This window comes from Ancylobacter oerskovii (assembly GCF_018390555.1).
GTDB lineage: Bacteria > Pseudomonadota > Alphaproteobacteria > Rhizobiales > Xanthobacteraceae > Ancylobacter > Ancylobacter oerskovii.
The window spans coordinates 396,594-419,536 of the sequence record NZ_JAHBGB010000044.1 but is presented as its reverse complement, the minus strand read 5'-3'; the positions used below and the strand labels follow the sequence as shown (position 1 = coordinate 419,536).

At 68.8% G+C, this 22,943-nt stretch carries 18 protein-coding genes; 5 read left to right on the top strand and 13 right to left on the bottom strand.

Features of this window, described 5'->3' with window-relative positions; all coding sequences use genetic code 11:
• Positions 1–280 precede the first annotated feature (280 nt).
• The 3 genes from KHC19_RS22960 (at position 281) to KHC19_RS22950 (ending at position 5,298) form a co-directional block, all read left to right on the top strand.
• Positions 281–4,012 (top strand): vitamin B12-dependent ribonucleotide reductase, encoded by a 3,732-nt coding sequence (locus KHC19_RS22960; protein WP_213355789.1) that lies wholly within the window; start codon positions 281–283, stop codon positions 4,010–4,012.
• A gap of 271 nt (positions 4,013–4,283) precedes the next feature.
• The gene (locus KHC19_RS22955; RefSeq protein WP_213355786.1) at positions 4,284–4,658 is read left to right on the top strand and encodes a GFA family protein; all 375 of its coding nucleotides are present in this window, start codon (positions 4,284–4,286) and stop codon (positions 4,656–4,658) included.
• Positions 4,659–4,746: 88 nt separating this feature from the next.
• Positions 4,747–5,298 (top strand): GNAT family N-acetyltransferase, encoded by a 552-nt coding sequence (locus KHC19_RS22950; protein WP_213355785.1) that lies wholly within the window; start codon positions 4,747–4,749, stop codon positions 5,296–5,298.
• Between the two features lie 133 nt (positions 5,299–5,431).
• Here the strand turns inward: KHC19_RS22950 and KHC19_RS22945 are convergent, their stop codons facing one another.
• From KHC19_RS22945 to KHC19_RS22925, 5 genes are all read right to left on the bottom strand, one after another.
• Positions 5,432–5,572, bottom strand: coding sequence for a hypothetical protein (locus tag KHC19_RS22945; protein ID WP_213355783.1), 141 nt, complete (start codon positions 5,570–5,572; stop codon positions 5,432–5,434).
• A gap of 180 nt (positions 5,573–5,752) precedes the next feature.
• Positions 5,753–5,968 carry a cold-shock protein gene (locus KHC19_RS22940; RefSeq protein ID WP_213355782.1) on the bottom strand — a complete coding sequence of 72 codons (216 nt, stop codon included), beginning with the start codon at positions 5,966–5,968 and terminating at the stop codon, positions 5,753–5,755.
• Between the two features lie 287 nt (positions 5,969–6,255).
• On the bottom strand, positions 6,256–6,468 hold the full coding sequence (locus KHC19_RS22935; protein ID WP_213355781.1) for a cold-shock protein: 213 nt from the start codon (positions 6,466–6,468) through the stop codon (positions 6,256–6,258).
• A 205-nt stretch (positions 6,469–6,673) separates the two neighbouring features.
• Positions 6,674–7,006, bottom strand: a complete 333-nt coding sequence (locus tag KHC19_RS22930) for a glycine zipper domain-containing protein (RefSeq protein ID WP_246549382.1) — start codon at positions 7,004–7,006, stop codon at positions 6,674–6,676.
• Positions 7,007–7,107: 101 nt separating this feature from the next.
• Positions 7,108–9,384: an NADP-dependent malic enzyme gene (locus KHC19_RS22925; protein ID WP_213355779.1), complete on the bottom strand. Its 2,277-nt coding sequence runs from the start codon at positions 9,382–9,384 to the stop codon at positions 7,108–7,110.
• Between the two features lie 168 nt (positions 9,385–9,552).
• Between KHC19_RS22925 and KHC19_RS22920 the strand changes: the two genes are divergently transcribed.
• Positions 9,553–11,553, top strand: coding sequence for a hypothetical protein (locus KHC19_RS22920; RefSeq protein ID WP_213355778.1), 2,001 nt, complete (start codon positions 9,553–9,555; stop codon positions 11,551–11,553).
• 139 nt (positions 11,554–11,692) lie between these two features.
• On the opposite strand, the gene aspS is transcribed toward KHC19_RS22920, so the two are convergent.
• The 3 genes from aspS to KHC19_RS22905 form a co-directional block, all read right to left on the bottom strand.
• Positions 11,693–13,465 carry an aspartate--tRNA ligase gene (gene aspS, locus KHC19_RS22915; RefSeq protein ID WP_213355776.1) on the bottom strand — a complete coding sequence of 591 codons (1,773 nt, stop codon included), beginning with the start codon at positions 13,463–13,465 and terminating at the stop codon, positions 11,693–11,695.
• Positions 13,466–13,676: 211 nt separating this feature from the next.
• A complete protein-coding gene (locus tag KHC19_RS22910; RefSeq protein WP_213355774.1) occupies positions 13,677–14,387 on the bottom strand; it encodes an MgtC/SapB family protein in 711 nt (236 codons plus the stop codon).
• Between the two features lie 78 nt (positions 14,388–14,465).
• Positions 14,466–14,930, bottom strand: a complete 465-nt coding sequence (locus tag KHC19_RS22905) for a DUF992 domain-containing protein (RefSeq protein WP_213355772.1) — start codon at positions 14,928–14,930, stop codon at positions 14,466–14,468.
• 141 nt (positions 14,931–15,071) lie between these two features.
• On the opposite strand from KHC19_RS22905, the gene rnd reads away from it, so the two are divergent.
• Positions 15,072–16,220: a ribonuclease D gene (rnd, locus tag KHC19_RS22900; protein WP_213355771.1), complete on the top strand. Its 1,149-nt coding sequence runs from the start codon at positions 15,072–15,074 to the stop codon at positions 16,218–16,220.
• A 25-nt stretch (positions 16,221–16,245) separates the two neighbouring features.
• Here the strand turns inward: rnd and KHC19_RS22895 are convergent, their stop codons facing one another.
• From KHC19_RS22895 to KHC19_RS22875, 5 genes are all read right to left on the bottom strand, one after another.
• Positions 16,246–17,049 carry a phytanoyl-CoA dioxygenase family protein gene (locus KHC19_RS22895; protein WP_213355770.1) on the bottom strand — a complete coding sequence of 268 codons (804 nt, stop codon included), beginning with the start codon at positions 17,047–17,049 and terminating at the stop codon, positions 16,246–16,248.
• A 192-nt stretch (positions 17,050–17,241) separates the two neighbouring features.
• Complete coding sequence (locus tag KHC19_RS22890; protein WP_213355769.1) at positions 17,242–18,756, bottom strand: Ppx/GppA phosphatase family protein; 1,515 nt, start codon at positions 18,754–18,756, stop codon at positions 17,242–17,244.
• 4 nt (positions 18,757–18,760) lie between these two features.
• Positions 18,761–21,064, bottom strand: a complete 2,304-nt coding sequence (locus KHC19_RS22885; protein WP_378296972.1) for an RNA degradosome polyphosphate kinase — start codon at positions 21,062–21,064, stop codon at positions 18,761–18,763.
• 18 nt (positions 21,065–21,082) lie between these two features.
• The gene (locus KHC19_RS22880) at positions 21,083–21,838 is read right to left on the bottom strand and encodes a P-loop NTPase family protein (protein WP_246549371.1); all 756 of its coding nucleotides are present in this window, start codon (positions 21,836–21,838) and stop codon (positions 21,083–21,085) included.
• Between the two features lie 4 nt (positions 21,839–21,842).
• The gene (locus KHC19_RS22875) at positions 21,843–22,937 is read right to left on the bottom strand and encodes an AI-2E family transporter (RefSeq protein ID WP_213355768.1); all 1,095 of its coding nucleotides are present in this window, start codon (positions 22,935–22,937) and stop codon (positions 21,843–21,845) included.
• Positions 22,938–22,943: the final 6 nt, after the last annotated feature.

Genomic DNA, 22,943 nt, shown 5'->3' with positions numbered 1-22,943 from the left:
CTATATCTTGACCTCACACGCCGATTCATACAGGTTGATCTCACTTCCGGCGGTTTGGCGTTCGTGTCGGTCCGGCAGTGATTTCAGCCCAGTCATCGCGTTCTTCCGGCGGCATCGCCGGAGCGTTTTTGCGTGCGGGTTCAGCAGGAAACGGAAACGGCAGGCGCCTCGGGCGGTTGTTTCCAGACGAGACAGGGGTGGCTTGGACGGAGAGCCAAGCCGTATCGAACAAGGCGCGGACGACAGGATCGCGCCTCTGAGCGAGTTGGGGACGAAGATCATGCGCATCGAGCGCCGCTATACCAAGGCCGGCCGGTCACCCTATGCGGACATCGCATTCCGCAACGTCACGAGCGAAATCCGCAACCCGGATGGCTCCATCGTCTTCCGCCTGGAAGGGATCGAGGTGCCCGAGCACTTCTCCCAGGTGGCGAGCGACATCCTCGCGCAGAAATATTTCCGCAAGGCCGGCGTGCCGGCGCGGCTGAAGCGCCTCGAGGAGGAGACCGTCCCCTCCTTCCTGTGGCGCGGCGCCGCCGACGACAAGGCGCTCGCCGCCCTGCCGGAGAAGGAACGCTTCGTCGGCGAGACCCGGGCGACGCAGGTCTTCGACCGCCTCGCCGGCACCTGGACCTATTGGGGCTGGAAGGGCGGCTACTTCGATTCGGAGGAGGATGCGCAGGCCTTCTTCGACGAGCACCGCTACATGCTCGCCATGCAGATGGCGGCGCCGAACTCGCCGCAATGGTTCAACACCGGCCTGCACTGGGCCTATGGCATCGACGGCCCCGGCCAGGGGCATTTCTATGTCGACTACGCCACCGGCAAGCTGACCCGCTCCAAGTCCTCCTACGAGCATCCCCAGCCGCATGCCTGCTTCATCCAGTCGGTGGGCGACGACCTCGTGAACGAGGGCGGCATCATGGATCTGTGGGTTCGTGAGGCGCGCCTGTTCAAATATGGCTCGGGCACCGGCTCCAACTTCTCCGCCCTGCGCGGCGAGGGCGAGCGCCTGTCCGGCGGCGGCCGCTCCTCCGGCCTGATGAGCTTCCTGAAGATCGGCGACCGCGCGGCCGGCGCCATCAAGTCGGGCGGCACCACCCGCCGCGCCGCCAAGATGGTGGTTGTCGACGCCGACCACCCGGATATCGAGACCTATATCGACTGGAAGGTGAAGGAGGAGCAGAAGGTCGCGGCCCTCGTCGCCGGCTCCAAGCTCGTCGCCAGGCACATGAAGGCCGTCATGAAGGCCTGCGTGAACTGCGAGGGCGAGGGCGACGACTGCTACGACCCGGAGAAGAACCCCGCCCTGAAGCGCGAGATCCGCGCCGCCAAGAAGGCGCAGGTGCCGGAGAACTACATCCGCCGCGTCATCCAGTTCGCCCAGCAGGGCTACACCGACATCGATTTCCCGATCTACGACACCGACTGGGATTCCGAGGCCTACCTCACGGTGGCCGGCCAGAACTCCAACAATTCGGTGCGCGTCGACGACGCCTTCCTGAACGCGGTCCAGGCGGATGCCGACTGGAACCTCGTCGGCCGCACCACCGGCAAGATCACCAGGACGCTGAAGGCCCGCGAGCTGTGGGAGAAGATCGGTCACGCCGCCTGGGCCTGCGCCGATCCCGGCATCCAGTTCCACACCACCATCAATGACTGGCACACCAGCCCGGCCGGCGGCCCGATCCGCGCGTCGAACCCGTGCTCGGAATACATGTTCCTCGACGACACGGCGTGCAACCTCGCCTCGCTGAACCTCCTGCAGTTCCGCAAGGCGGACGGTTCGTTCGACGTCGAGAGCTACGAGCATGCCTGCCGCCTGTGGACGGTGGTGCTGGAAATCTCCATCCTGATGGCGCAGTTCCCCTCCAAGGAGATCGCCAAGCTCTCCTACGAGTACCGCACCCTCGGCCTCGGCTACGCCAATATCGGCGGCCTCCTGATGACTTCCGGCATCCCCTATGATTCGGCGGAAGGCCGCGCCTATTGCGGCGCGCTGACCGCGATCATGACCGGCGTGTCCTATGCCACCTCGGCCGAGATGGCGAAGGAGCTCGGCCCGTTCCCGAACTACGCGCCGAATGCCGAGCAGATGCTGCGGGTCATCCGCAACCATCGCCGCGCCGCCTATGGCGAGGCCGCCGGCTATGAGGCGCTCGCCACCAGCCCGGTGCCGCTCGACCACGCCTCCTGCCCCGATCCGATCCTGATCGAGCGCGCCAAGGCGACCTGGGACGAGGCTCTCGCCCTCGGCGCCGAGCACGGCTACCGCAATGCCCAGACCACGCTGCTGGCGCCCACCGGCACCATCGGCCTCGTCATGGATTGCGACACCACCGGCATCGAGCCCGACTTCGCGCTGGTGAAGTTCAAGAAGCTGGCCGGCGGCGGCTACTTCAAGATCATCAACCGTGCGGTGCCGGAGGCGCTGCGCACCCTCGGCTATGCCGAGAGCCAGATCGCCGAGATCGAGGCCTATGCGGTCGGCCACGGCTCGATCGCCCAGGCTCCGGCGATCAACCATTCGACGCTGCGCGCCAAGGGCTTCGACGACGCCACGCTGGCGAAGATCGACGCCGGCGTGAAGTCGGCCTTCGACATCAAGTTCGTCTTCAACCGCTGGACGCTGGGCGACGAGACGCTGGCGAAGCTCGGCGTCTCCGCCGAGAAGCTCGCCGATCCCGCCTTCGACCTGCTGGCCCATCTCGGCTTCTCGCGGAAGGACGTCGAGGCCGCCAACATCCATGTCTGCGGTGCCATGACGCTGGAAGGCGCGCCCTTCCTGAAGGTCGAGCACTACCCGGTGTTCGACTGCGCCAATCCCTGCGGGCGCATCGGCAAGCGGTTCCTCTCGGTGGAGAGCCACATCCGCATGATGGCGGCGGCGCAGCCCTTCCTGTCGGGTGCGATCTCCAAGACCATCAACATGCCGAACGACGCCACCGTCGAGGACTGCAAGGAGGCCTACCTGCTCTCCTGGCGCCTGGCGCTGAAGGCCAATGCGCTCTACCGCGACGGCTCCAAGCTGTCGCAGCCGCTGAACTCCCAGCTCGTCGCCGATGACGACGAGGAAGAGGATGCGGTCGAGGCGCTGATCGAGAAGCCCGCCGCCGCCCGCACCACCCAGATCGTCGAGAAGGTGGTGGAGAAGATCGTCGAGCGCATCGTCGCCGTGCATGAGCGCGAGAAGATGCCGGACCGCCGCAAGGGCTACACCCAGAAGGCGGTGGTCGGCGGCCACAAGGTCTACCTGCGCACCGGCGAATATGATGACGGCCGCCTCGGCGAGATCTTCATCGACATGCACAAGGAAGGCGCGGCGCTGCGCTCCTTCATCAACAACTTCGCCATCTCGGTGTCGCTGGGCCTGCAATACGGCGTGCCGCTGGAGGAGTATGTCGACGCCTTCACCTTCACCCGCTTCGAGCCCGCCGGCCCGGTGCAGGGCAACGACACCATCAAATATGCCACCTCGATCCTCGACTACATCTTCCGCGAGCTGGCGGTGTCCTATCTCGGTCGCAACGATCTCGGCCATGTCGACCTGTCCGAGTCGAACTTCGACGCGCTCGGCAAGGGCGTGGACGAGGGCAAGGCGAGCTCCGCGGCAACCCCTGCCTCGCGCATGGTCTCCAAGGGCCTGACGCGCGGCCGCTCGGTGGGCCTGATGGTGGTGCCCTCCTCGGCGGTGGCCGGCGAGACCCGCGCGGCGGGGGCGGCGAACGTCACCAGCCTGCGCGGCGGCCTCACCCAGGGAGCCACCGCGCTGAAGCCGGAGGCCGACGCCGAGGTGGAAGAGGAAATCGCCGGCGAGACCGACGCCCTTCCCTGGTCGGCCCCGGCGGCCGCCCCGGCGAGCGCCCAGCCGACCAAGGCGGAAGCCCGCGCCATCGCCCGCGCCAAGGGCTATGAGGGCGAGGCCTGCCCGGAGTGCCAGAACTTCACCATGGTGCGCAACGGCACCTGCCTGAAGTGCGAGACCTGCGGCTCGACCACCGGCTGCTCGTGAGCGTGGCCGTCCGGCGGGAAGGCTGACGCCGCCCGCCCTGCCGACATCTTCCTGCGAAAGGCCGGATCCGCGGATCCGGCCTTTTTCTTTGGCGCTTCCGAGCGAACGGCCTGCCCCGCACTCCAGCCTATGACGTCGCGCTCGGGAGGGCAGCACCGGAACGGGGACGGCATGCTGCCGGCGGACGGCCTCCCCGGCTCTCTCCTCGACATCCCCTTCCCCCTCGTCCACCCTGCCGGTTCCTCGCCTTCCCCCCGACAGGAGATCCCCGATGTCCGATGTCCCCGATTCAGCGGCCCGCCGCTACGCCGGCGCCTGCCATTGCGGCGCGGTGCAGTTCGAGTGCAGCCTCGATCTTTCCGGCGCCATCGCCTGCAATTGCTCGATCTGCTCGGCCAAGGGGCTGGTCCTCGCCTTCGCGCCCGCGGACGCCTTCAGGATCCTCGCCGGCGAGGAACGGCTGAACGAATACCGCTTCAACCGCCATGTCATCGGCCACATGTTCTGCGACACCTGCGGCGTCGAGCCCTTCGCCAAGGGCCAGATGCCGGACGGCACGCCGATGGCGGCGGTGAATCTGCGGGTGCTCAAGGAGGTCGATGTCGCCGGGCTCTCCCCCACCCCCTATGACGGGCGCTCGGCCTGATCCGCGGCCCGGCCGCCTCTCCTTTTCACCCCTCGCGGAACCCGCCGGCGGACGGAGCGCGATCCCGCGCCGCCAGCCGGAGAGCCTCATGGTCGATATCCCCACCCTCCTCACCCCACGCCTGCGGCTGCGCGCCTATCGCCTCGACGACTTCGAGGCCTATGCCGCCATGTGGAGCGAGCCCGCCGTCATCCGCTTCATCGGCGGCATGCCGTTGCCGCGCGAGGCCGCCTGGAGCCGCTTCCTGCGGCAGATCGGGCTCTGGCACCATCTCGGCTTCGGCTTCTTCGCCATCGAGGATCGCGCCAGCGGCGCCTTCATCGGCGAGGCCGGCTTCCACGATCTCAAGCGGGCCATCACCCCGTCGATCGAGGGCACGATGGAAGCCGGCTGGGCGCTGGTCGGCGCCGCCCAGGGCAAGGGCCTGGCGCAGGAGGCCATGACGGCGGCGCTCGATTGGGCCGCCGCGCATGGCACCGGCGAGCGCGTCACCTGCATGATCCACCCGGATCACCGCGCCTCGCTGCATGTCGCCGGCAAACTCGGCTTCGTGCCCTTCGGGCATGGCGCCTATCAGGGCCATCCGATGACGCTGCTGGAACGCCCGCGCCGTCCCGCCCACGACGAGCGGCACGCCTAATAATTAGCCGGCTATATCTTTCACCACAAAGATGGCCGCCGCCAGCCCTCTTCGCATCCTGCCAGGACGGGCTCTTGCGCCGGCTTCGCAGGCAAGCCGGAGAGGGAAGCCGGAGAGTTGGCGGCACCCTCGATCAGTGCGTCGGCAGATAGCCGAAGCTGCCGCCGACCACCGCCACGAAGGCCAGAAGGAGCAGCACGAGACGGACGGTCCCGGTGTTGGTGTTGTCGCCCGGAATGCCCTGGAAGTTACGGTGCGGCCGATCATGGCTCATCGGTCTCTCCCTTGCGGAAGCCTCCAAGCACCTTGGGCGGGCGCGCCGCAATCGGTATTTCGGGAGCCTCGCGACGGCGCCGGAAGCCGGCCTCGACGGCCCACGAAAAAGCCGCCCTCCCCGGCCGGGAAAGGCGGCTTCTCCGTTCTGGTCGAGCGGGCGGAAACCGCCCGCGCGGGATCAGCTCACGCGCAGGTTGACGGCCGAGGTCTTGCCCGAGCGCTGGTCGGTCTGCAGCTCGAACGAGATCTTCTCGCCATCGCGCAGGCCCTGGAGGCCCGAGCGCTGCACGGCGCTGATGTGGACGAACACGTCCTTGCCGCCGCTGTCGGGCTGGATGAAACCATAGCCCTTCTGATCATTGAACCACTTAACGGTGCCGGTCTGGGTCGACATAGAGGGTAGTCTCTCGCCTAAGGTTGCAGTGTGCGGCCAAGGCCGCATTTCGAATTTGGAAGAAAATCTGAACGTGCACCGGCAACGCAGGTGAAACGACCCAGTAGTCCGCCCAAAGTCGCGGGAGAGACTAGACGGAATGACCGGCAATGCAAGGGTCTCGGCGTCGCGCCAACGAGAAATGCGCGCAGACGAAAGAAAACCGCCGTCCGGCAGTGCGGACGGCGGCAATCTATCTGCGGAAGCCCGCTCCGGCCGGCTAATCCGGCCGGGGCGAACTCAAGGAATCAAAGCGGGCGCAGGTTGACCGCGGAAGTCTTGCCCGAGCGCTGGTCGGTCTGCAGCTCGAAGGCAATCTTGTCGCCATCGCGCAGGCCCTGCAGGCCCGAGCGCTGCACGGCGCTGATGTGAACGAACACGTCCTTGCCGCCGCTGTCGGGCTGGATGAAACCATAGCCCTTCGTTTCATTGAACCACTTAACGGTGCCGGTATCAGCCATCGATAAAACCTTCGGAAGACCACGTTATTGCTTGCACACCGGTGCTTGGCGGCAACCGTGCGCTTCGCCGCGCTTAGACAAACCGGCAGGCCGCGCCGGGAACGCCGTGCGGTCTTTCGGCCAAACGAGACTGCGCACAGGATCGTCACGATTGTGGCTTTTGCACGGCACTATCCGCCGCAATCAGGCCACAAATCGCCACATCTCAGCGGCAATTGTGCCGATGTACCCGCACCACCCTGCCGTTCGACTGCTGCAGATAGCAGTTGCCCCCGCGCCAAAAATAAAACTCGCGGTAACGGTTGCGATTGCGGTCGGCCTGGCTGCCGATCACCGCGCCGGTGCCGGCGCCGATCGCACCGCCCACCAGCGCACCGGTGCCGCGCCCGGTCACGGCGCCGCCGATCACCGCGCCGGTGACGCCGCCGATGATGGCGCCGGTGGCGGTGCTGTTCTGCGCCTGTGCCGGGACATGCGAAAAGCCCGCGAGGCCCGCCATGGCGAGCCAGGCGAGCGCGAGGGAACTGCGGAGCCGCATCTGCCTGTCTTTCTCTTCTCTGCCGGGGTGCCCGCCGGCGCCCCGCGATCCGGGCCGGCGGAGGACATGCGCCCTCCGCCCGGCCGTGCCGTCGCGTGGGCTCAGCCCTGGGCCTCGGCCACCGCCACCGCCGTCATGTTGACGATGCCGCGCGCCGTCACCGAGGGGGTGAGGATGTGCACCGGCTTGGCGGTGCCCAGGAGGATCGGCCCCACCGGCAGCGCGTCGCCGAACACCTTCACCATCTGGTAGGCGATGTTGGCGGCGTCGAGATTCGGCATGACGAGGATGTTGGCCACGCCCTGCAGCTTGCTGCCCGGCAGCACGCGCTCGCGGATCTCCGGCACGATGGCGCTGTCGCCTTCCATCTCGCCGTCGACCATCAGCTCCGGCGCCTGCTGGTGCAGCAGCACGGTAGCGAGCCGCATCTTCTGGGCGCTGGCATCGTCGCGCGAACCGAAGTCGGAATGCGACACCATGGCGATGCGCGGCTCGATGCCGAAGCGCTTCACATGGCCGGCGGCCTGCACGGCCATCTCGACCAGGTCCTCGGCGCTGGGGTCGGTCGACACCTGCGTATCGCAGATGAAGAACGCCCCCTTCGGCGTCACCAGCATGGAGAGCGCCGAGACGTCGCGCACCCCGGGCGCCAGGCCGATGATGGTGCGGATGTGGCGGAGATGGCGGATGAACCGGCCCTCGACGCCGCACAGCATGGTGTCGGCGTCGCCGCGCATCACCGCGATGGCGGCGATCACCGTCGGGGTGGTGCGCACCAGCGTGCGGGCGATCTCCGGGGTGACGCCGCGGCGGCCGGCCAGCTCGACATAGGTCTGCACATAGTCGCGGTAGCGCGGATCGTCTTCCGGGTTGATCAGGTCGAAGTCGCGGCCCGGCCGGATGGAGAGGCCGAAGCGCGCGAGGCGGGTGTCGATCACCGCCGGGCGGCCGATCAGGATCGGCCGGGCGATGCCCTCCTCCACCACCACCTGGGCGGCACGCAGGATGCGCTCGTCCTCGCCCTCGGCATAGATCACCCGTTTGGGCGCCTGCTTGGCGGCGGCGAACATCGGCTTCATCACGAGGCCGGAGCGGAAGACGAAGCGGTCGAGCTGCTCGTCATAGGCTTCGAAATCGGCGATCGGCCGCTTGGCGACGCCGCTCTCCATCGCCGCCTTCGCCACCGCCGGCGCGACGCGCTGGATCAGGCGCGGGTCGAAGGGCGAGGGAATGAGCGAGGTGGCGCCGAACACCGGCGTCTCGCCGCCATAGGCGCGGGCCACCACGTCGGAGGGCGTCTCGCGGGCCAGCTCGGCGATGGCGTTCACCGCCGCGATCTTCATCTCCTCGTTGATGGTGGTCGCCGCCACGTCGAGCGCACCGCGGAAGATGAAGGGGAAGCACAGGACGTTGTTGACCTGGTTCGGGAAATCCGAGCGGCCGGTGCAGATCATCGCGTCGGGCCGCGCGTCGCGCGCGAGGTCCGGCATGATTTCCGGGGTCGGGTTGGCGAGCGCCATGATCAGCGGCCGCTCGGCCATGTTCTTCAGCATCTCCGGCTTCAGCACGCCGCCGGCGGAGAGGCCGATGAAGATGTCGGCGCCGACGATCACCTCGGCCAGCGTCCGCGCCTCGGTCTTCTGCGCGAAGGCCCCCTTATAGGGGTCCATCAGCTTCTCGCGGCCCTCATAGACCACGCCCTCGATGTCGGTGACGAAGATGTTCTCGCGCTTCGCCCCCATCGAGACCAGGAGGTTCAGCGTGGCGATCGCCGCCGCGCCGGCGCCGGAGGTGACGATCTTCACCTCCTCGATCTTCTTGTCGCCGATGAACAGCGCGTTGACCACCGCCGCGGCGACGATGATCGCCGTGCCGTGCTGGTCGTCGTGGAACACCGGGATGTTCATCTTCTCGCGCAGCCGCGCCTCGATCTCGAAGCACTCCGGCGCCTTGATGTCCTCGAGGTTGATGCCGCCGAAGGTCGGCTCCAGCGCCGCCACCACGCTCACCACATGGTCGATCTCGAGGGCATTGATCTCGATGTCGAACACGTCGATGCCGGCGAACTTCTTGAACAGGACCGCCTTGCCCTCCATCACCGGCTTGGAGGCTTCCGGGCCGATATTGCCGAGGCCGAGCACCGCCGTGCCGTTGGAGACCACCGCGACGAGGTTCTGCTTGGTGGTCAGCTCGGCGGCGAGCTCCTTGTCCGCCGCGATCGCCTCGCACACCGCGGCGACGCCGGGCGTGTAGGCCAGGGCGAGGTCGCGCTGGTTGGCGAGCGGCTTGGTCGCCTGGATTTCGAGCTTACCCGGACGCGGGAGCCGGTGATAGACCAGCGCACCCGAGCGCAGGTCGTCGGAGATATAAGAAGCCATTTGAACGTTTCCTTCCCGGAAATTCTGGGCGGAGAATAGGCATTTCATGCTGCGGTACAACGACTTTCCGAATTTGTAATGCTGGTCTTTCGGCGGTTGTTTATGGTTGGACGGGAATTGGCGGCGGGCAACCGGCCGTCGCGGAAAATCGGGTTCGGGCACGGCTTCATGCGCAAGACCTTCCTTGTCGCCCTCGCGGCGCTTCTGCTGGCGGGCGGCGCCGGCTATTTCGGGCTGATCTTCTACGCCGATCACGAGGCGCGGCGGCAGCTCGATGCCCTCGTCGCCTCGCTGGAGGCCGACGGCATCACCGCTCGCCACGGCGCGGTGGCGTTCGATCTGTTCGACCGCCGTCTCGAGGTGAAGGACCTCTCGGTCGAGGCGCCCGGCCAGGGCAAGGTGCGAATCGCCGCCCTCACCGCGCGCGGGCTGGACCAGCCGGCGGCCGACCGCGTCGCCGCCAGCGAGGTGGAAATCCGCGAGCTGGAGGCGGAAGGCCCGCTGCCGCTCTCGCCCGGCGTCGAAGGCCGGTTCACGGCGCCGCTGATATCGGTCGCCGATTTCGTCGGGCCGACGCAGGTCGCGGCCGCGGCCAACCAGCCCTGGCCGCTGGCGCTTGCCGTCGTCGAGGCGACGCGCATCGGGCGGATCGATATCCCCGCCTCCACCTCCACCACCGCCAGCGGACAGGGCGAGACCCGGATCGAGACCGACGCCACCTACGGGCCGACGACGCTGGAGCGTCTCGACGCCGGCAAGATCGCCCGGCTCAGCGTCGAATCGACCGTGCTGCAGATCGGCGGCTCGCCGGCCGTGGCGGCCAAGGGCGAGATGGGGCCGCTGGTGGCCGAGGCCGTCGATCTGGTGCCGGCGCTGGTCCTGCTCGATCCGGAGCGCCGCCCGCGCGAGACCGCGTTCCGCACGCTTTACGGCGCGGTGCGCGCGGAGAATTATCGCTTCACCGCCGATAACGGCACCGCCCAGCATTGGGCGAAGATGGAAATTCGCGACATCGCGCTGCAGCCGTCCGGCGTGCCGGCCGAGCAGCTGATCGAGACCGGCACCCGCCTGCGGCTGCTGGCGGCCGAGGGCAAGGAGCCCGAGCCCCACGAGGTCGCCGCCCTGCTCACCGGCCTCGCCGGCACCTATGAGGCGCTGCGCTTCGGCGGCGGCGTCTTCGAGGGCCTGGAAAGCAAGGAGCCGGACGGCTCCACCCTCGGCGTCAAGGCCATCAGGCTCGGGCGGCTGGAGAACGGGCGCCTCGATCTCCTCGCCATGGAGGACATGTCGGGCACGATGCCGGATGGCGGCACGCTGGCCCTGCAGCGGCTGGCCCTTGGCGGCCTGCGGCCGGGCACGGCGCTGCGCGTCGGCGCGCAGGCGGTGATCAGCCAGGACGTGGCGAGCGATCCGGCCAGCCTCGTCGCGCTGATCGCCACCCTCGCCAGCCTCGATATATCCGGCGCGCAGGTGACGCTGCCCGGCACGAAGGAGCCGACGCGGCTCGACACGCTGTCGCTGTCCTGGGACGCCGCCGAAGGGGCGGTGCCGAGCCGCCTCGCCTTCAAGCTGCGCGGCTCGGGCCCCACCGCCGGCCTGCCGGAAGGCAGCCCGCTGGCGCTGCTGGTGCCCGACGACGTGTCGCGCGCCAGCCTGTCGCTCGACCTCGCCGCCCGCTGGAACCCCGGCGACAAGACCGTGCTGGTCGATCCGGTCTATGCGGAGATGTCGGATTCCTTCGCGCTGCACGGCAAGGCGCGGCTCGGCCATGTCGAGGCCGCCGCCTTCTCGCCGGATGCTGCGACGGCGCTCGGCGCGGCGATGGTCGCCAATGTCGACATGGTGCAGCTCACGCTCACCGATTCCGGCCTCTACGACCGCAAGCTCGCCGAGGCGGCCCGCGAGCAGGGCGTGTCGCCGCAGATGCTGCGCCAGCTCTTCGCCGGCTTCGCGGAAATGCTGCTCGGCCCCGTCGCCGGCGACCGGCCGGATCTCGATCCGGCGGTGCAGGCGCTGGTCGGCTTCCTGCAGAAGCCGATGGGCACGCTGTCGCTGCGCCTCACGCCGCGCACGCCGCCGCTGCCGCTGCTTACCGCCGTCGAGGCGCTGCGCGACGACCCGACCAGCCTCATCGACCGGGTGAACATCCAGGTGGTGAATACGCCGTAGAAGGCGCGGCCTCGCGCCGGAACGCTCGCCCTCCCTCGCCCCCGGCCGAGCAGCGGGGGGAGCGGCGACCAAAAAATAAAAGCCGCGTCCCCTGCGGGACGCGGCTTTATGCCGTGGCGCGGGGGTCGGTCGCCCGCCCTCACTTCTCCGGCGCGTTGACGCGGATATGCAGCTCGCGCAGCTGCTTGGGCGTCGCCGCCGAGGGCGCGCCCATCAGTATGTCCTGCGCCTGCTGGTTCATCGGGAAGATCGAGATCTCGCGCAGGTTCGACACCCCGCAGAGCAGCATGACGATGCGGTCGACGCCCGCCGCCATGCCGCCATGCGGCGGCGCGCCATACTGGAAGGCGCGGTACATGCCGCCGAAGCGCTCCTGCACCGTCGCCTCGTCATAGCCGGCGATCTCGAACGCCTTCACCATCGTCTCGGGGCGGTGGTTGCGGATGCCGCCGGAGGCGATCTCGTAGCCGTTGCAGGCGATGTCGTACTGGAACGCCTTGATGGTCAGCGGATCCTGGTTCTTCAGCGCGTCGAGCCCGCCCTGCGGCATGGAGAACGGGTTGTGCGAGAAGTCGACCTTCTTCTCGTCCTCGCTCCACTCGTAGAACGGGAAGTCGACGATCCAGGCCAGCTCGAAGCGGTCGAAATCGACCAGCTTCAGCTCCTCGCCCACCTTGGTACGCGCCGCGCCGGCGAACTTGACGAATTTTTCCGGGTTGCCGGCGACGAAGAAGGCGGCATCGCCGGCACCGAGGCCGAGCTGCTGGCGGATCGCCTCGGTGCGCTCCGGGCCGATATTGTTGGCGAGCGGGCCGGCGCCCTCATTGTTCTCGCGCCACATGATGTAGCCGAGCCCCGGCTGGCCCTCGCCCTGCGCCCAGCTGTTCATGCGGTCGCAGAAGGCTCTGCTGCCGCCGGTCGGGCCGGGGATCGCCCAGACCTCGTTCTTCGGGTCTTCGAGCATGCGCGCGAACACCTTGAAGCCGGAACCGCGGAAATGCTCGGAGACCTCGCTCATTTCCAGCGGGTTGCGCAGGTCCGGCTTGTCGGTGCCGTATTTGCGCATCGACACCGCATAGGGAATGCGCGGCCACTCCTTGGTGACCGGCTTGCCCTCGGCGAACTGCTCGAACACCCCGGTGATCACCGGCTCGACGGCGGCGAACACGTCCTCCTGCTCGACGAAGCTCATCTCCAGGTCGAGCTGGTAGAACTCGCCCGGCAGGCGGTCGGCGCGCGGGTCCTCGTCGCGGAAGCAGGGGGCGATCTGGAAGTAGCGGTCGAAGCCGCTCATCATGATCAGCTGCTTGTATTGCTGCGGCGCCTGCGGCAGCGCGTAGAAGGTGCCGGGATGGATGCGGCTCGGCACCAGGAAGTCGCGCGCACCCTCCGGCGAGGAGGCGGTCAGGATCGGGGTCTGGAACTCGAAGAAGCCCTGCCCCTTCATGCGGGTGCGCATGGCGTCGATGATGGCGCCGCGCGTCATGATGTTCTTGTGCAGCTTCTCGCGGCGCAGGTCGAGGAAGCGGTAACGCAGCCGCGTCTCCTCCGGGTACTCGATGTCGCCGAACACCGGCAGCGGCAGCTCGGCGGCGGGGCCGAGCACCTCGATCTCGGTGGCATAGAGCTCGACCTCGCCGGTCGGCAGCTCGGCATTGGTGGTGCCTTCGGGGCGGTTGCGCACCCGGCCGTCGACGCGGATCACCCATTCGGCGCGCACCGCCTCGGCCAGCTTGAAGGCCGGGCTGTCGGGATCGACCACCACCTGGGTCAGGCCGTAATGGTCGCGCAGGTCGATGAACAGCACGCCGCCATGGTCGCGGATGCGATGGCACCAGCCGGAGAGCCGCGCAGTGGAGCCGACATCGCTTGAGCGAAGGGCCCCGCAGGTGTGCGAGCGATAGCGATGCATGGCGTAACCTCAAACCGGAACGGCGGACGAACGACGACGCCCGGCGGCGCCGGTCTCCGGCACCCCCGCGGGCGGGCGGAGGGGTGCATGCGGGCGCGCGGTTTGTCAATGTCCAAGACGGCATCGCGCCCAAGACGGGATCGCGCCCAAGACGGGATCGCCGCCCGGGCAAGGCCGGAGATGGCCGGCGCGTGCCGGTCCCTCGCCCCGCTCACTCCGGCGGGGCCGTCGAGGTCCATTTGGCGGCGGAGATCTGCGGCGAGCGGCTGAATTCGCCGACCAGCCGCTCCACCCGCGCATCCTCCTCGCGGCTGCTGAACACCATCGCCTCGACCTCGACGTCGCCGGACCCCTCGATCAGATGGCTTTCCAGCGCCTGCAGGCGAAGCTCATGCGTCTGGATGGCGGCGAGCAGGCGCGTGCGGATATCCGCCTCGTCGCGCGACGCGCAGGTGAGCTCGATGACGTAGAAGCGCTCGACCTTCGGCTCGGGCGCCAGCCGCTCCATCATCACGCTCAGCCGCGGCAGCGCGACATTGATGAGCACCACCAGCGCCGCGGTCTCCGCCGCCTCGAGGGCGAAGCCGTAGCCGGCGAGCGCCCCCACCGCCCCGGTCGCCCAGACGGTGGCCGCGCTCGACAGCCCGCGCACGCTCAGGCCGTCGCGCATGATGAGGCCGGCGCCGAGGAAGCCGATGCCGGTCACCACCTGCCCGCCGAGGCGGACATCGGTGGCATCGCCGATCAGCAGGGCGATCGAGGTGAAGGCGGCGGCGCCGAGCGCCACCAGCGCATGGGTGGTGAGGCCGACGAAGCGCTGGCGGAACTGGCGCTCCAGCCCGATCACCATGCCGAGCAGCGCCGCCACCAGCAGGTTGGGCGCGATCGACAGCGCGGGATAGCTGGTGGCGAGCGACGTCATGCAGCCCTTCCTCGCTTACCCCCGCCCGCGCGTTCCGGCGTATCGGCGGCCGGGCTCGCGCGCCGGCCGCCGGCGCGATCACGGCAGGTAGGTCAGCGTCATCTCGGCGACGCCCAGCGCCAGCGAGGCGCCGATATTGCCCTCGACCGAAATCGGGTTGAGTGCGATCGACTTGTCGGTACCCACCAGCGCATTGGCGCCGACGCCGACGCCCAGCGCCACGTCGGCGGAGACGCCGGCATATTTGCCGGCGAGCGCGGCCGGGGTCACCTTCTTGGTCAGCGAGGCCACGCCCCAGGTCATCATGCCCGCCCCGGTGACGCCGAGGTCGAGGCCGACGCGGCTGATCACGCCCTTGTAGTTGACGTCCGGGCCGTTCACCGGCTTGAAGGTGCAGCTCAGCTCCTGCTTCGACGACACGATCATGCTGATCGAGGAACCGACGCTGCACACCAGCACGCCGGCATCCACGCGCTCCTTCGCCGAGGCCGGGGCGCTGGCGGCAGCCGCCGCGAAGGCGAGAACGAGAAGCGTCTTCTTCATGATCGGGGTTTCCTGTTGGAGCCGGCCGGCCGGCGGGCGCTGATGCCGGCGGACCCTAGCGCAGGATGGTTAACGCTTTCGCAAGGTCATGCCGAATTCGCGGTCGTTTCCGGCGGTTTCTTCCGCTATGAAATTGCCACTATGGACATGATCACGACCACCGATTCCCTCGCCGCCGCGTGCGAACGCCTTTCCCGGCATCCCTTCGTCACCGTCGACACCGAGTTCCTGCGCGAGAGCACCTTCTGGCCGAAGCTCTGCGTGGTGCAGCTCGCCTCCACCGAGGAGGCGGTGGTGGTCGACGCCATCGCCGAGGGAATCGACCTCGCGCCGCTGTTCGATCTGATGGCGAACGAGCAGGTTCTGAAGGTGTTCCACGCCGGGCGGCAGGACATCGAGATCGTCTGGCATCTCGCCGGCATCATCCCGCATCCGGTGTTCGACACCCAGGTGGCGGCGATGGTGCTCGGCCATGGCGACAGCATCTCCTACGACCAGCTGGTGCAGCGCCTCACCGGCGCGGTGCTCGACAAGTCGCTGCGCTTCACCGACTGGTCGCGCCGCCCGCTCTCGGCGGCGCAGATCACCTATGCCGAGGCCGACGTCACCCATCTGCGCGACGTCTACCGCAAGCTCGACGCCGATCTCGCCAAGCGTGGCCGCAGCGAGTGGGTGACGGAGGAGATGGCGGTGCTCACCTCGCCCGACACCTATCGCCAGGAGCCGGAGCGGGCCTGGGAGCGGCTGCGCTCGCGGGTGCGCAAGCCGAAGGACCTCGCGGTGCTGATGGAAGTCGCCGCCTGGCGCGAGCGCGAGGCGCAGTCGCGCGACATTCCCCGCTCGCGCATCCTCAAGGACGAGGTGCTCGGCGAGATCGCCGCCCAGCACCCGACCACGCCGGAGCGCCTTGCCGGCCTGCGCTCGATCCCGAAGGGCTTCGAGCGCTCGCGCACCGGCGAGCAGATCCTGGAAGCGGTGCGCGCCGGCCTGGAGCGCGACCCGAAGACGCTGCCGATGATCGAGCGCGAGCGCCCGCTCTCCAACGGCGCCTCGGCGACGGTGGAACTGCTGAAGGTGCTGCTGCGCATGACCTCCGAGCAGCACGGCGTCGCCGCCAAGGTGATCGCCACCGTGGACGATCTCGAGCGCATCGCCGCCGATCACGAGCCGGAAGTGCCCGCGCTCGCCGGCTGGCGGCGCGAGCTGTTCGGCGAGAAGGCACTCGCCCTGAAGGAGGGCCGCCTCGCCCTCGCCATGCAGCGCGGCCGGGTGATCGCGCTGGATCGATAGCACCCCGCTTGCCGCCCGTCCGGGCCTAGCGGGGCAGCCCGCAGGCCTTGCGGATGGCGATCTGCACCGGCGACGGCGGCTGCGCGGGATCGAACGGCCCCTTCGGCAGCAAGGGCGGCTGCGCCAGGAAGCGCGGCGCATGGCCGCGATGCGGCTGCGCCGCGTGCACCAGGAACGGATGGCAGAGATAGACCGTGCCTGCCTCCCCGGTCGCCAGTGCCTCGGGTAGGGCCGCCGTCTGCGCGAAATCGTCCGCCGCCAGTTCCGCCAGCGTCATCCCCTCCTCGCCATGCGGCAGCAGGCGTCGGGCGATGGCGGCGTGCGAGCCGATGCGGAGGCGGGTCGGTGCATCGTCCGGCCCGACATCGGAGAACAGGAACAGCATCAGCAGCGCCCGCCCCCGGCTCCTGACATTGACGCGCCACTGCATGAAGTCCGGGTTCCCGGTGCCGAAGCTCGCATCGACATGCCAGCCGGCATCGCCGGGATCGTCCGGCGAGGGAAAGCGGATCGGGAAGGTGCCGAGCCCGGCGGGAGCGATCCAGCGCCCCTCTCCCGCCAGTGCGTCATAGGCGGCATGCAGGCGCGGCGTGTTCGCCGCCTCGACGAAGGGCCGGCCGCTCTGGAAACCGAGCCGAACCACCGGTTGCGTCCAGCCGGCCGGCGCGTGCGGGGAGAGGCCCATGGCGCTCCCGATGGCGCTCCACAGTGCTTCGCGCCCCTCGCGGGCGAGCGCGCGGCTGAACGCGCCGTCCAGCCGCAGGAACCCCTTGTCGATGAAAGGCTCGATCCAGGCCGTCTCCAGGCCCGGTGCGGGAATGTTTGACATGTCGATGCGTCCCGTTCGGCGGCCGCAGGGCGGCGCCGTTGATACCTGTCGGTTCATGCCGCGCGCAGCGCGGCGGTCCGGTCAGGCAAGCGGGAAGAAAGAGGACATGATCATCATGCCGCAAGGCTAGGCCGGGAGCGGCCGGCCGGCAAGCCTGCCGCCCGGCGCCTGCCCGCCACGCACCGGCAATCCCTACGTCACCACCACCGGTTCGCGGCCGATCAGCCGGGCCAGCGAGCGCAGGCGGCTGAGCACGCGCTCGCCGGCGAGCGGCGCGAGATTGCCCTCGAGATGCAGCACCAGCCGGCCCTTGTCGACCGTCATCGGCGCCACCGGCAGCGTGCCCGGCATGGCGGCGGAGAGGATGTAGCCCACCCGCATCGCCGCGCCGAGGATGCGCGCCCGGTCCAGCAGCCGGGTCGAGACCAGCTCGCGGATGCGCGGCGACAGGTCCTCGTCGACCAGCCCCATGTGCCGGTAGTAGATCGCCAGCGCCAGGAAGGCGCGGCCGGGATGGTCGAGGCCGATGAAGGAGGCGTGGGCGATCAGGTTGAGGCTCTGCTCGCCGCGATAATCGGGATGCGCCCGCCAGCCGATATCGGCGAGCAGGCAGGCAGCGTGGCGCAGCCGCCTCTCCTCCTGGCTCTCCTCGATGCCGGAGCTCGCCATGAAGCGGTCGGTCCAGGCGAACAGCTCCTCGCCATGCAGCGGCGAGCGCGAGCGCAGCTCGTTGAGTTCGGCCGAGGCGGCGATCAGCGGGTCGATCTTGCGCTCGCGCTCGGACAGCGCCTCGAACAGCAGGCCCTCGCGCACGCCCTGCGCCGAGATGTACACATTCGCCGGCTTGCCGATGCGCAGGATGTGCTCCAGCACCACGGCACCATAGGCCAGCAGCGGCCGGCGCACGTCCGACACCGTCTCGATGCGCGACAGCGTGTCGATCGGCACCCGGCGCAGCAGGCGCACATATTCCAGCGCTTCCTTGGCCGGCATGATGTAGCCGTGCATCACATGCAGCGGGTAGCCGCGCTGGAACATGTGCAGCCGCGCCAGCGCGCGCCAGGTGCCGCCCACCGCGTAGAAGGTGCGCCCCTTCAGGTGCTCCAGCCGGGTTTCCTTGGCGAGCGCATCCTTGACGATCTTGTCGGCCTTCTTCAGCGAGCGGCCGGAGCGCTCCTGCAAGGCGAGGCCGCCGAGCTGGAAGGTCACGCCGGCGCCGATATGCTGGCCGTGCACGTCGGCAAGCTCCAGCGAGCCGCCGCCGAGATCGCCGACCACGCCATTGGCGTGATGCACGCCGGAGATGATGCCGAGCGCGGAGAGCTGCGCCTCGCGCTTGCCGGAGAGCAGCTCCACCTCGGTGCGGCAGATCTCGGTGCAGGCGGCGATGAACTCGCCGCCGTTCTCGGCGTCGCGCGCGGCGGCGGTGGCGATCACCCGCACGCTGCCCACGCCCATGCGGTCGCACAGGGCGCGGAAGCGGGTGAGCGCGGCGAGCGCCTTGGCCACCGCGTCGGCGTTCAGCCGGCCGGTGGTCGCCACCTCGCGGCCGAGCGCGCAGGAGGCCTTCTCGTTGAAGATCGGCGTCGGCGAGCGCGCCAGCCTCTCATAGACGACGAGGCGTACGGAATTGGAGCCGATGTCGATCACCGCGACCGGCGTGCCTTGGACGAGGCCGCTATGGGCCTCGTGGGTCTCATTTGTCATGCTGTCACGTATTGCGGCCGCGGCGACGCACGAGGTTGCGCGGCGAGGATTCCTTGAGCGACTTGCCCCGACCCGAGAGGCTCGGGTTGGTCATGAAGTACTGCTGCGCGTTGAAGGGCTCGATCCCCTCTTCCACCACTATGCGTTGCGAGGAGCCGTCCGGCAAGATGCGCCAGCTCTGCTGGTTGTCCTCGAAATTGGCGACCATGATCTGGTCGAGGATCTGCATGTGCACCGTCGGATTGGTGATCGGGCACAGCGATTCCACGCGCCGGTCGAGGTTGCGCGGCATCAGGTCGGCGGAGGAGATGTAGACCGCCGCCTCGGCATGCGGCAGGCCGTGGCCGTTGCCGAAGCAGTAGATGCGCGGGTGCTCGAGGAAGCGCCCGACGATCGACTTCACCCTTATGTTGTCGGAGAAGCCGGGCACGCCGGGGCGCAGGCAGCAGATGCCGCGCACCACGATGTCCACCGCGACGCCGGCCTGGCTCGCCCGGTAGAGCGCGTCGATGACGGTGGGGTCCACCAGCGCGTTCATCTTCAGCCAGATCGCCGCCGGCTTGCCGGCCTTGGCGAAGCCGATCTCGGCGTCGATATGGTCGAGGATGCGCGACTTCAGCGTCAGCGGCGACACCGACATCGCCTCCAGCTCGGCGGGCTCGGCATAGCCGGTGATGAAATTGAAGATCCGCGCCACGTCGCGGCCGATCACCGGGTCGGCGGTGAAGAAGGACAGATCCGTGTAGATGCGCGCGGTGATCGGGTGGTAGTTGCCGGTGCCGACATGGCAGTAGCTGGCCAGCGCCCCGCCCTCGCGCCGCACGACGAGCGAGAGTTTCGCGTGGGTCTTCAGCTCCAGGAAGCCGAACACCACCTGCACGCCGGCGCGTTCCAGGTCGCGCGCCCAGCGTATGTTCGCCTCCTCGTCGAAGCGCGCCTTCAGCTCCACCAGCGCGGTGACCGACTTGCCGGCCTCCGCCGCCTCGGCCAGCGCCTTGACGATCGGGCTGTCGGAGGAGGTGCGGTACAGCGTCTGCTTGATGGCGACCACGTTCGGGTCGCGCGCCGCCTGCCGCAGGAACTGCACCACCACGTCGAAGGATTCGTAGGGGTGGTGGACCACGAGGTCCTTCTCGCGGATCGCCGCGAAGCAGTCGCCGGCATGGTCGCGGATGCGCTCGGGGAAGCGCGGGTTGTAGGGCTTGAACTTGAGGTCGGGCCGGTCGATGCCGACCAGCTGGCTGAACTCGTTCAGCGCCAGCACGCCCTCGACGAGGAAGATCTCGTCCTCGGCGACGCCGAGCTCGCGGGCGACGAAGCTGCGCAGCTCCTCCGGCATGGAGGCGTCGATCTCCATGCGGATCACCTGCCCGAGGCGGCGGCGCTTCAGCGCGGTCTCGAACAGGTGCATCAGGTCCTCGGCCTCTTCCTCCACTTCGAGGTCGCTGTCGCGGATGACGCGGAAGCCGCCATGACCCTTCACCTGGTAGCCGGGGAACAGGCGGCCGATGAACAGGCCGATCATCTGCTCCAGCGTGATGAAGCGGGCCGCCCCGCCCTCGCCGTCCGGCAGGCGGATGAAGCGGTCGATCTTGGCCGGCACGCGGATCAGCGCGTTCATCCGGCGCCCGTCATGGATGCGCGCCAGCTGCAGGGCCAGCGAGAAGCCGAGATTGGGGATGAAGGGGAAGGGATGCGCCGGGTCGATGGCGAGCGGGGTCAGCACGGGAAAGACGCGGCTGAGGAAGAACTCGTCGAGCACCGCCCGGTCGCCCTTCTCCACCCCGGCGCCGTCCACCAGCACGATGCCGGCATCGACCAGCTCGCCGCGCAGCTCGCGCCAGCGCGTCTGCTGGTCGTGGGCCAGCTCGGCGACCGCGGCGGCGATCAGCGGCAATTGCTCGCCCGGGGTGAGCCCGTCCGGGCTCTTGCCGGTGAAGCCCTCGCGCAGTTGCTCCTTCAGCCCGGCCACCCGCACCATGAAGAACTCGTCGAGATTATTCGCCGAGATCGACAGGAAGCGCAGCTGCTCGAGGACCGGATGCGCGCGGTTGGAGGCTTCCTCCAGCACGCGGCGGTTGAACTGCAGCCAGGAGAGCTCGCGGTTGATGAAGCGGTCCGGCGAGGTCATCAGGTCGTCCTCGAGCGGCCGCTGGACAGCGGCCGGCACGGGTGCATTCGCTTCGGTCGTCGCCATTTCGGTCTCCATCACGGCTGTCGGCTCGGTCTTTCGGGCGCTGCGCCGGGCAGGCTTGGGCACTTTGTTTCGGCGGGAAAATCGCTGCGCCGCGTGACGGTTGGATGACATAGAACGCTTCACCTACGGTCAATCCCCTTCATCGGCCGTATCCCGGTGGTCCCCGGCAGCGCGGCCGTCATCTTCCGCGTCCGGTTCGGCGCGCGCCCGCAGCAATTCGGCGGCGAGCGCCCGGGTCAGTGGCCGCTTGCGCGCCAGCGCCTCGCGGTCGAGCTCGGCGATCAGCGCGCCGATGGCGGCGTAGGACCGCTCGACGCGCGCCATCAGGTAGCCGATCAGCGCCTCGTCGGGGGTGATCTGCCGGTCGGCGAACAGCTTCACCGCCACCGCCGCCAGCAGCGCGTCGTCCGGCGCGCCCAGCCGCACCGCCGGCATCGCCCGCAGCCGCGAGGCGAGGTCGCGGGTGGCCAGCGTCCCGGCGAGCACCGCCGGCAGCTGGCGGGAGGTGACGAGCAGATGCGCCTGCTGCTCGCCCACCAGGTTGAGCAGGTGGAACAGCGCCGCCTCGTCGAGGCCCCCTTCGCCGAGATCTTCCAGCACCAGCGCCCCCGCCGCCAGCGCCTCGGGCACCGTCTCGCGCCGCAGCGCCGCCGCCGGCACGATGCGGGCGCCGCTCGCCTCGGCGAACAGCGCGGCGAGATGCGACTTGCCGGCCCCCGCCGGGCCGGTGATCGCCACCGCCCGCGCCGGCCAGTGCGGCCAGCCGTCGATCAGCGCCAGCGCCGGCTCGTTGGCCGGGCCGACGAGGAAGTCGGCGCGGCTGCGGTTTTCCATCGGCGGCAGGTCCAGCGGCAGCTGGCGGGCGGGCACGTCACGCACGGGCATGGCTTCAGCGGACCTCGGGGCCGGCATCGGGCTCGCCCTCTTCCTCGCCGGTGTAGAGCGGGCTGTCGAGATATTGGCGGATGGCGAAGCGCACCAGCACCCCCACCGCCGCGGCCAGCGGCACGGCGAGCAACAGGCCGAGGAAGCCGAGCAGGTAGCCAAAGGCCAGCAGGGCGAACATCAGCCACACCGGGTGCAGGCCGACGCTGTCGCCCACCAGCTTGGGCGAGAGGATGTAGCCCTCGATGAACTGGCCGAAGACGAAGATGCCGATGACGAGGCCGATCATCGTGTAGTCCGGGAAGAACTGCACGATGGCGACGCCGCCGGCCAGCAGCAGCCCGGTGAGCGAGCCGACATAGGGGATGAAGGTGATGATGCCGGAGACGAGGCCGATGACGAAGCCGAAGTTCAGCCCGGCCAGCGTCAGGCTCATCGCGTAGAAGGCGCCGAGGATCAGGCACACCAGCGATTGCCCGCGCACGAAGCCGGCGATGGCGCGGTCCATATCGCGGGCGATCTCACGGATCTTGTCGCGATTCTTCACCGGCAGCCAGGAATCCACCTTGGCCACCATGTCGTTCCAGTCGTTTAGCAGATAGAAGGCGACGACCGGGGTGATCACTACCAGCGAGAACAGCGAGATCAGTGCCTGCCCGCCGGTCCAGATCGATTGCACGAAGCCGAGAATATAGGAGGCGCCCTGCGTCACCAGCTGGCTCAGGCTCTGCTGGATGTTGGGCAGCCGGTCGCCTATCGCCGCTTTCAGCCAGCGCGCGCCCTCCCCGGTCGCCATGTTCTGCAGCTTGACGATGTATTCCGGCAGCCGCTCCAGGAAGGCGGAGAACTGGGCGCCGAAGATCGGCACCACCAGCAGCAGCAGGAGGATGCCGACCAGCAGCGTCAGCGCGATCGTGACCAGCGACGCCACCAGCCGGTTGACGCCGAGGCGCTCCAGATGCGTCGTCACCGGGTTGAGGAAATAGGCCAGCGCCAGGCCGGCGACGAAGGGCAGCAGCACGCCCGAGAGCAGCCAGCAGATCAGCACGATGGCCGTCAGGAAGCTCAGCCAGAACGTCACCTGCTTGTGCCACATCATGCGGTT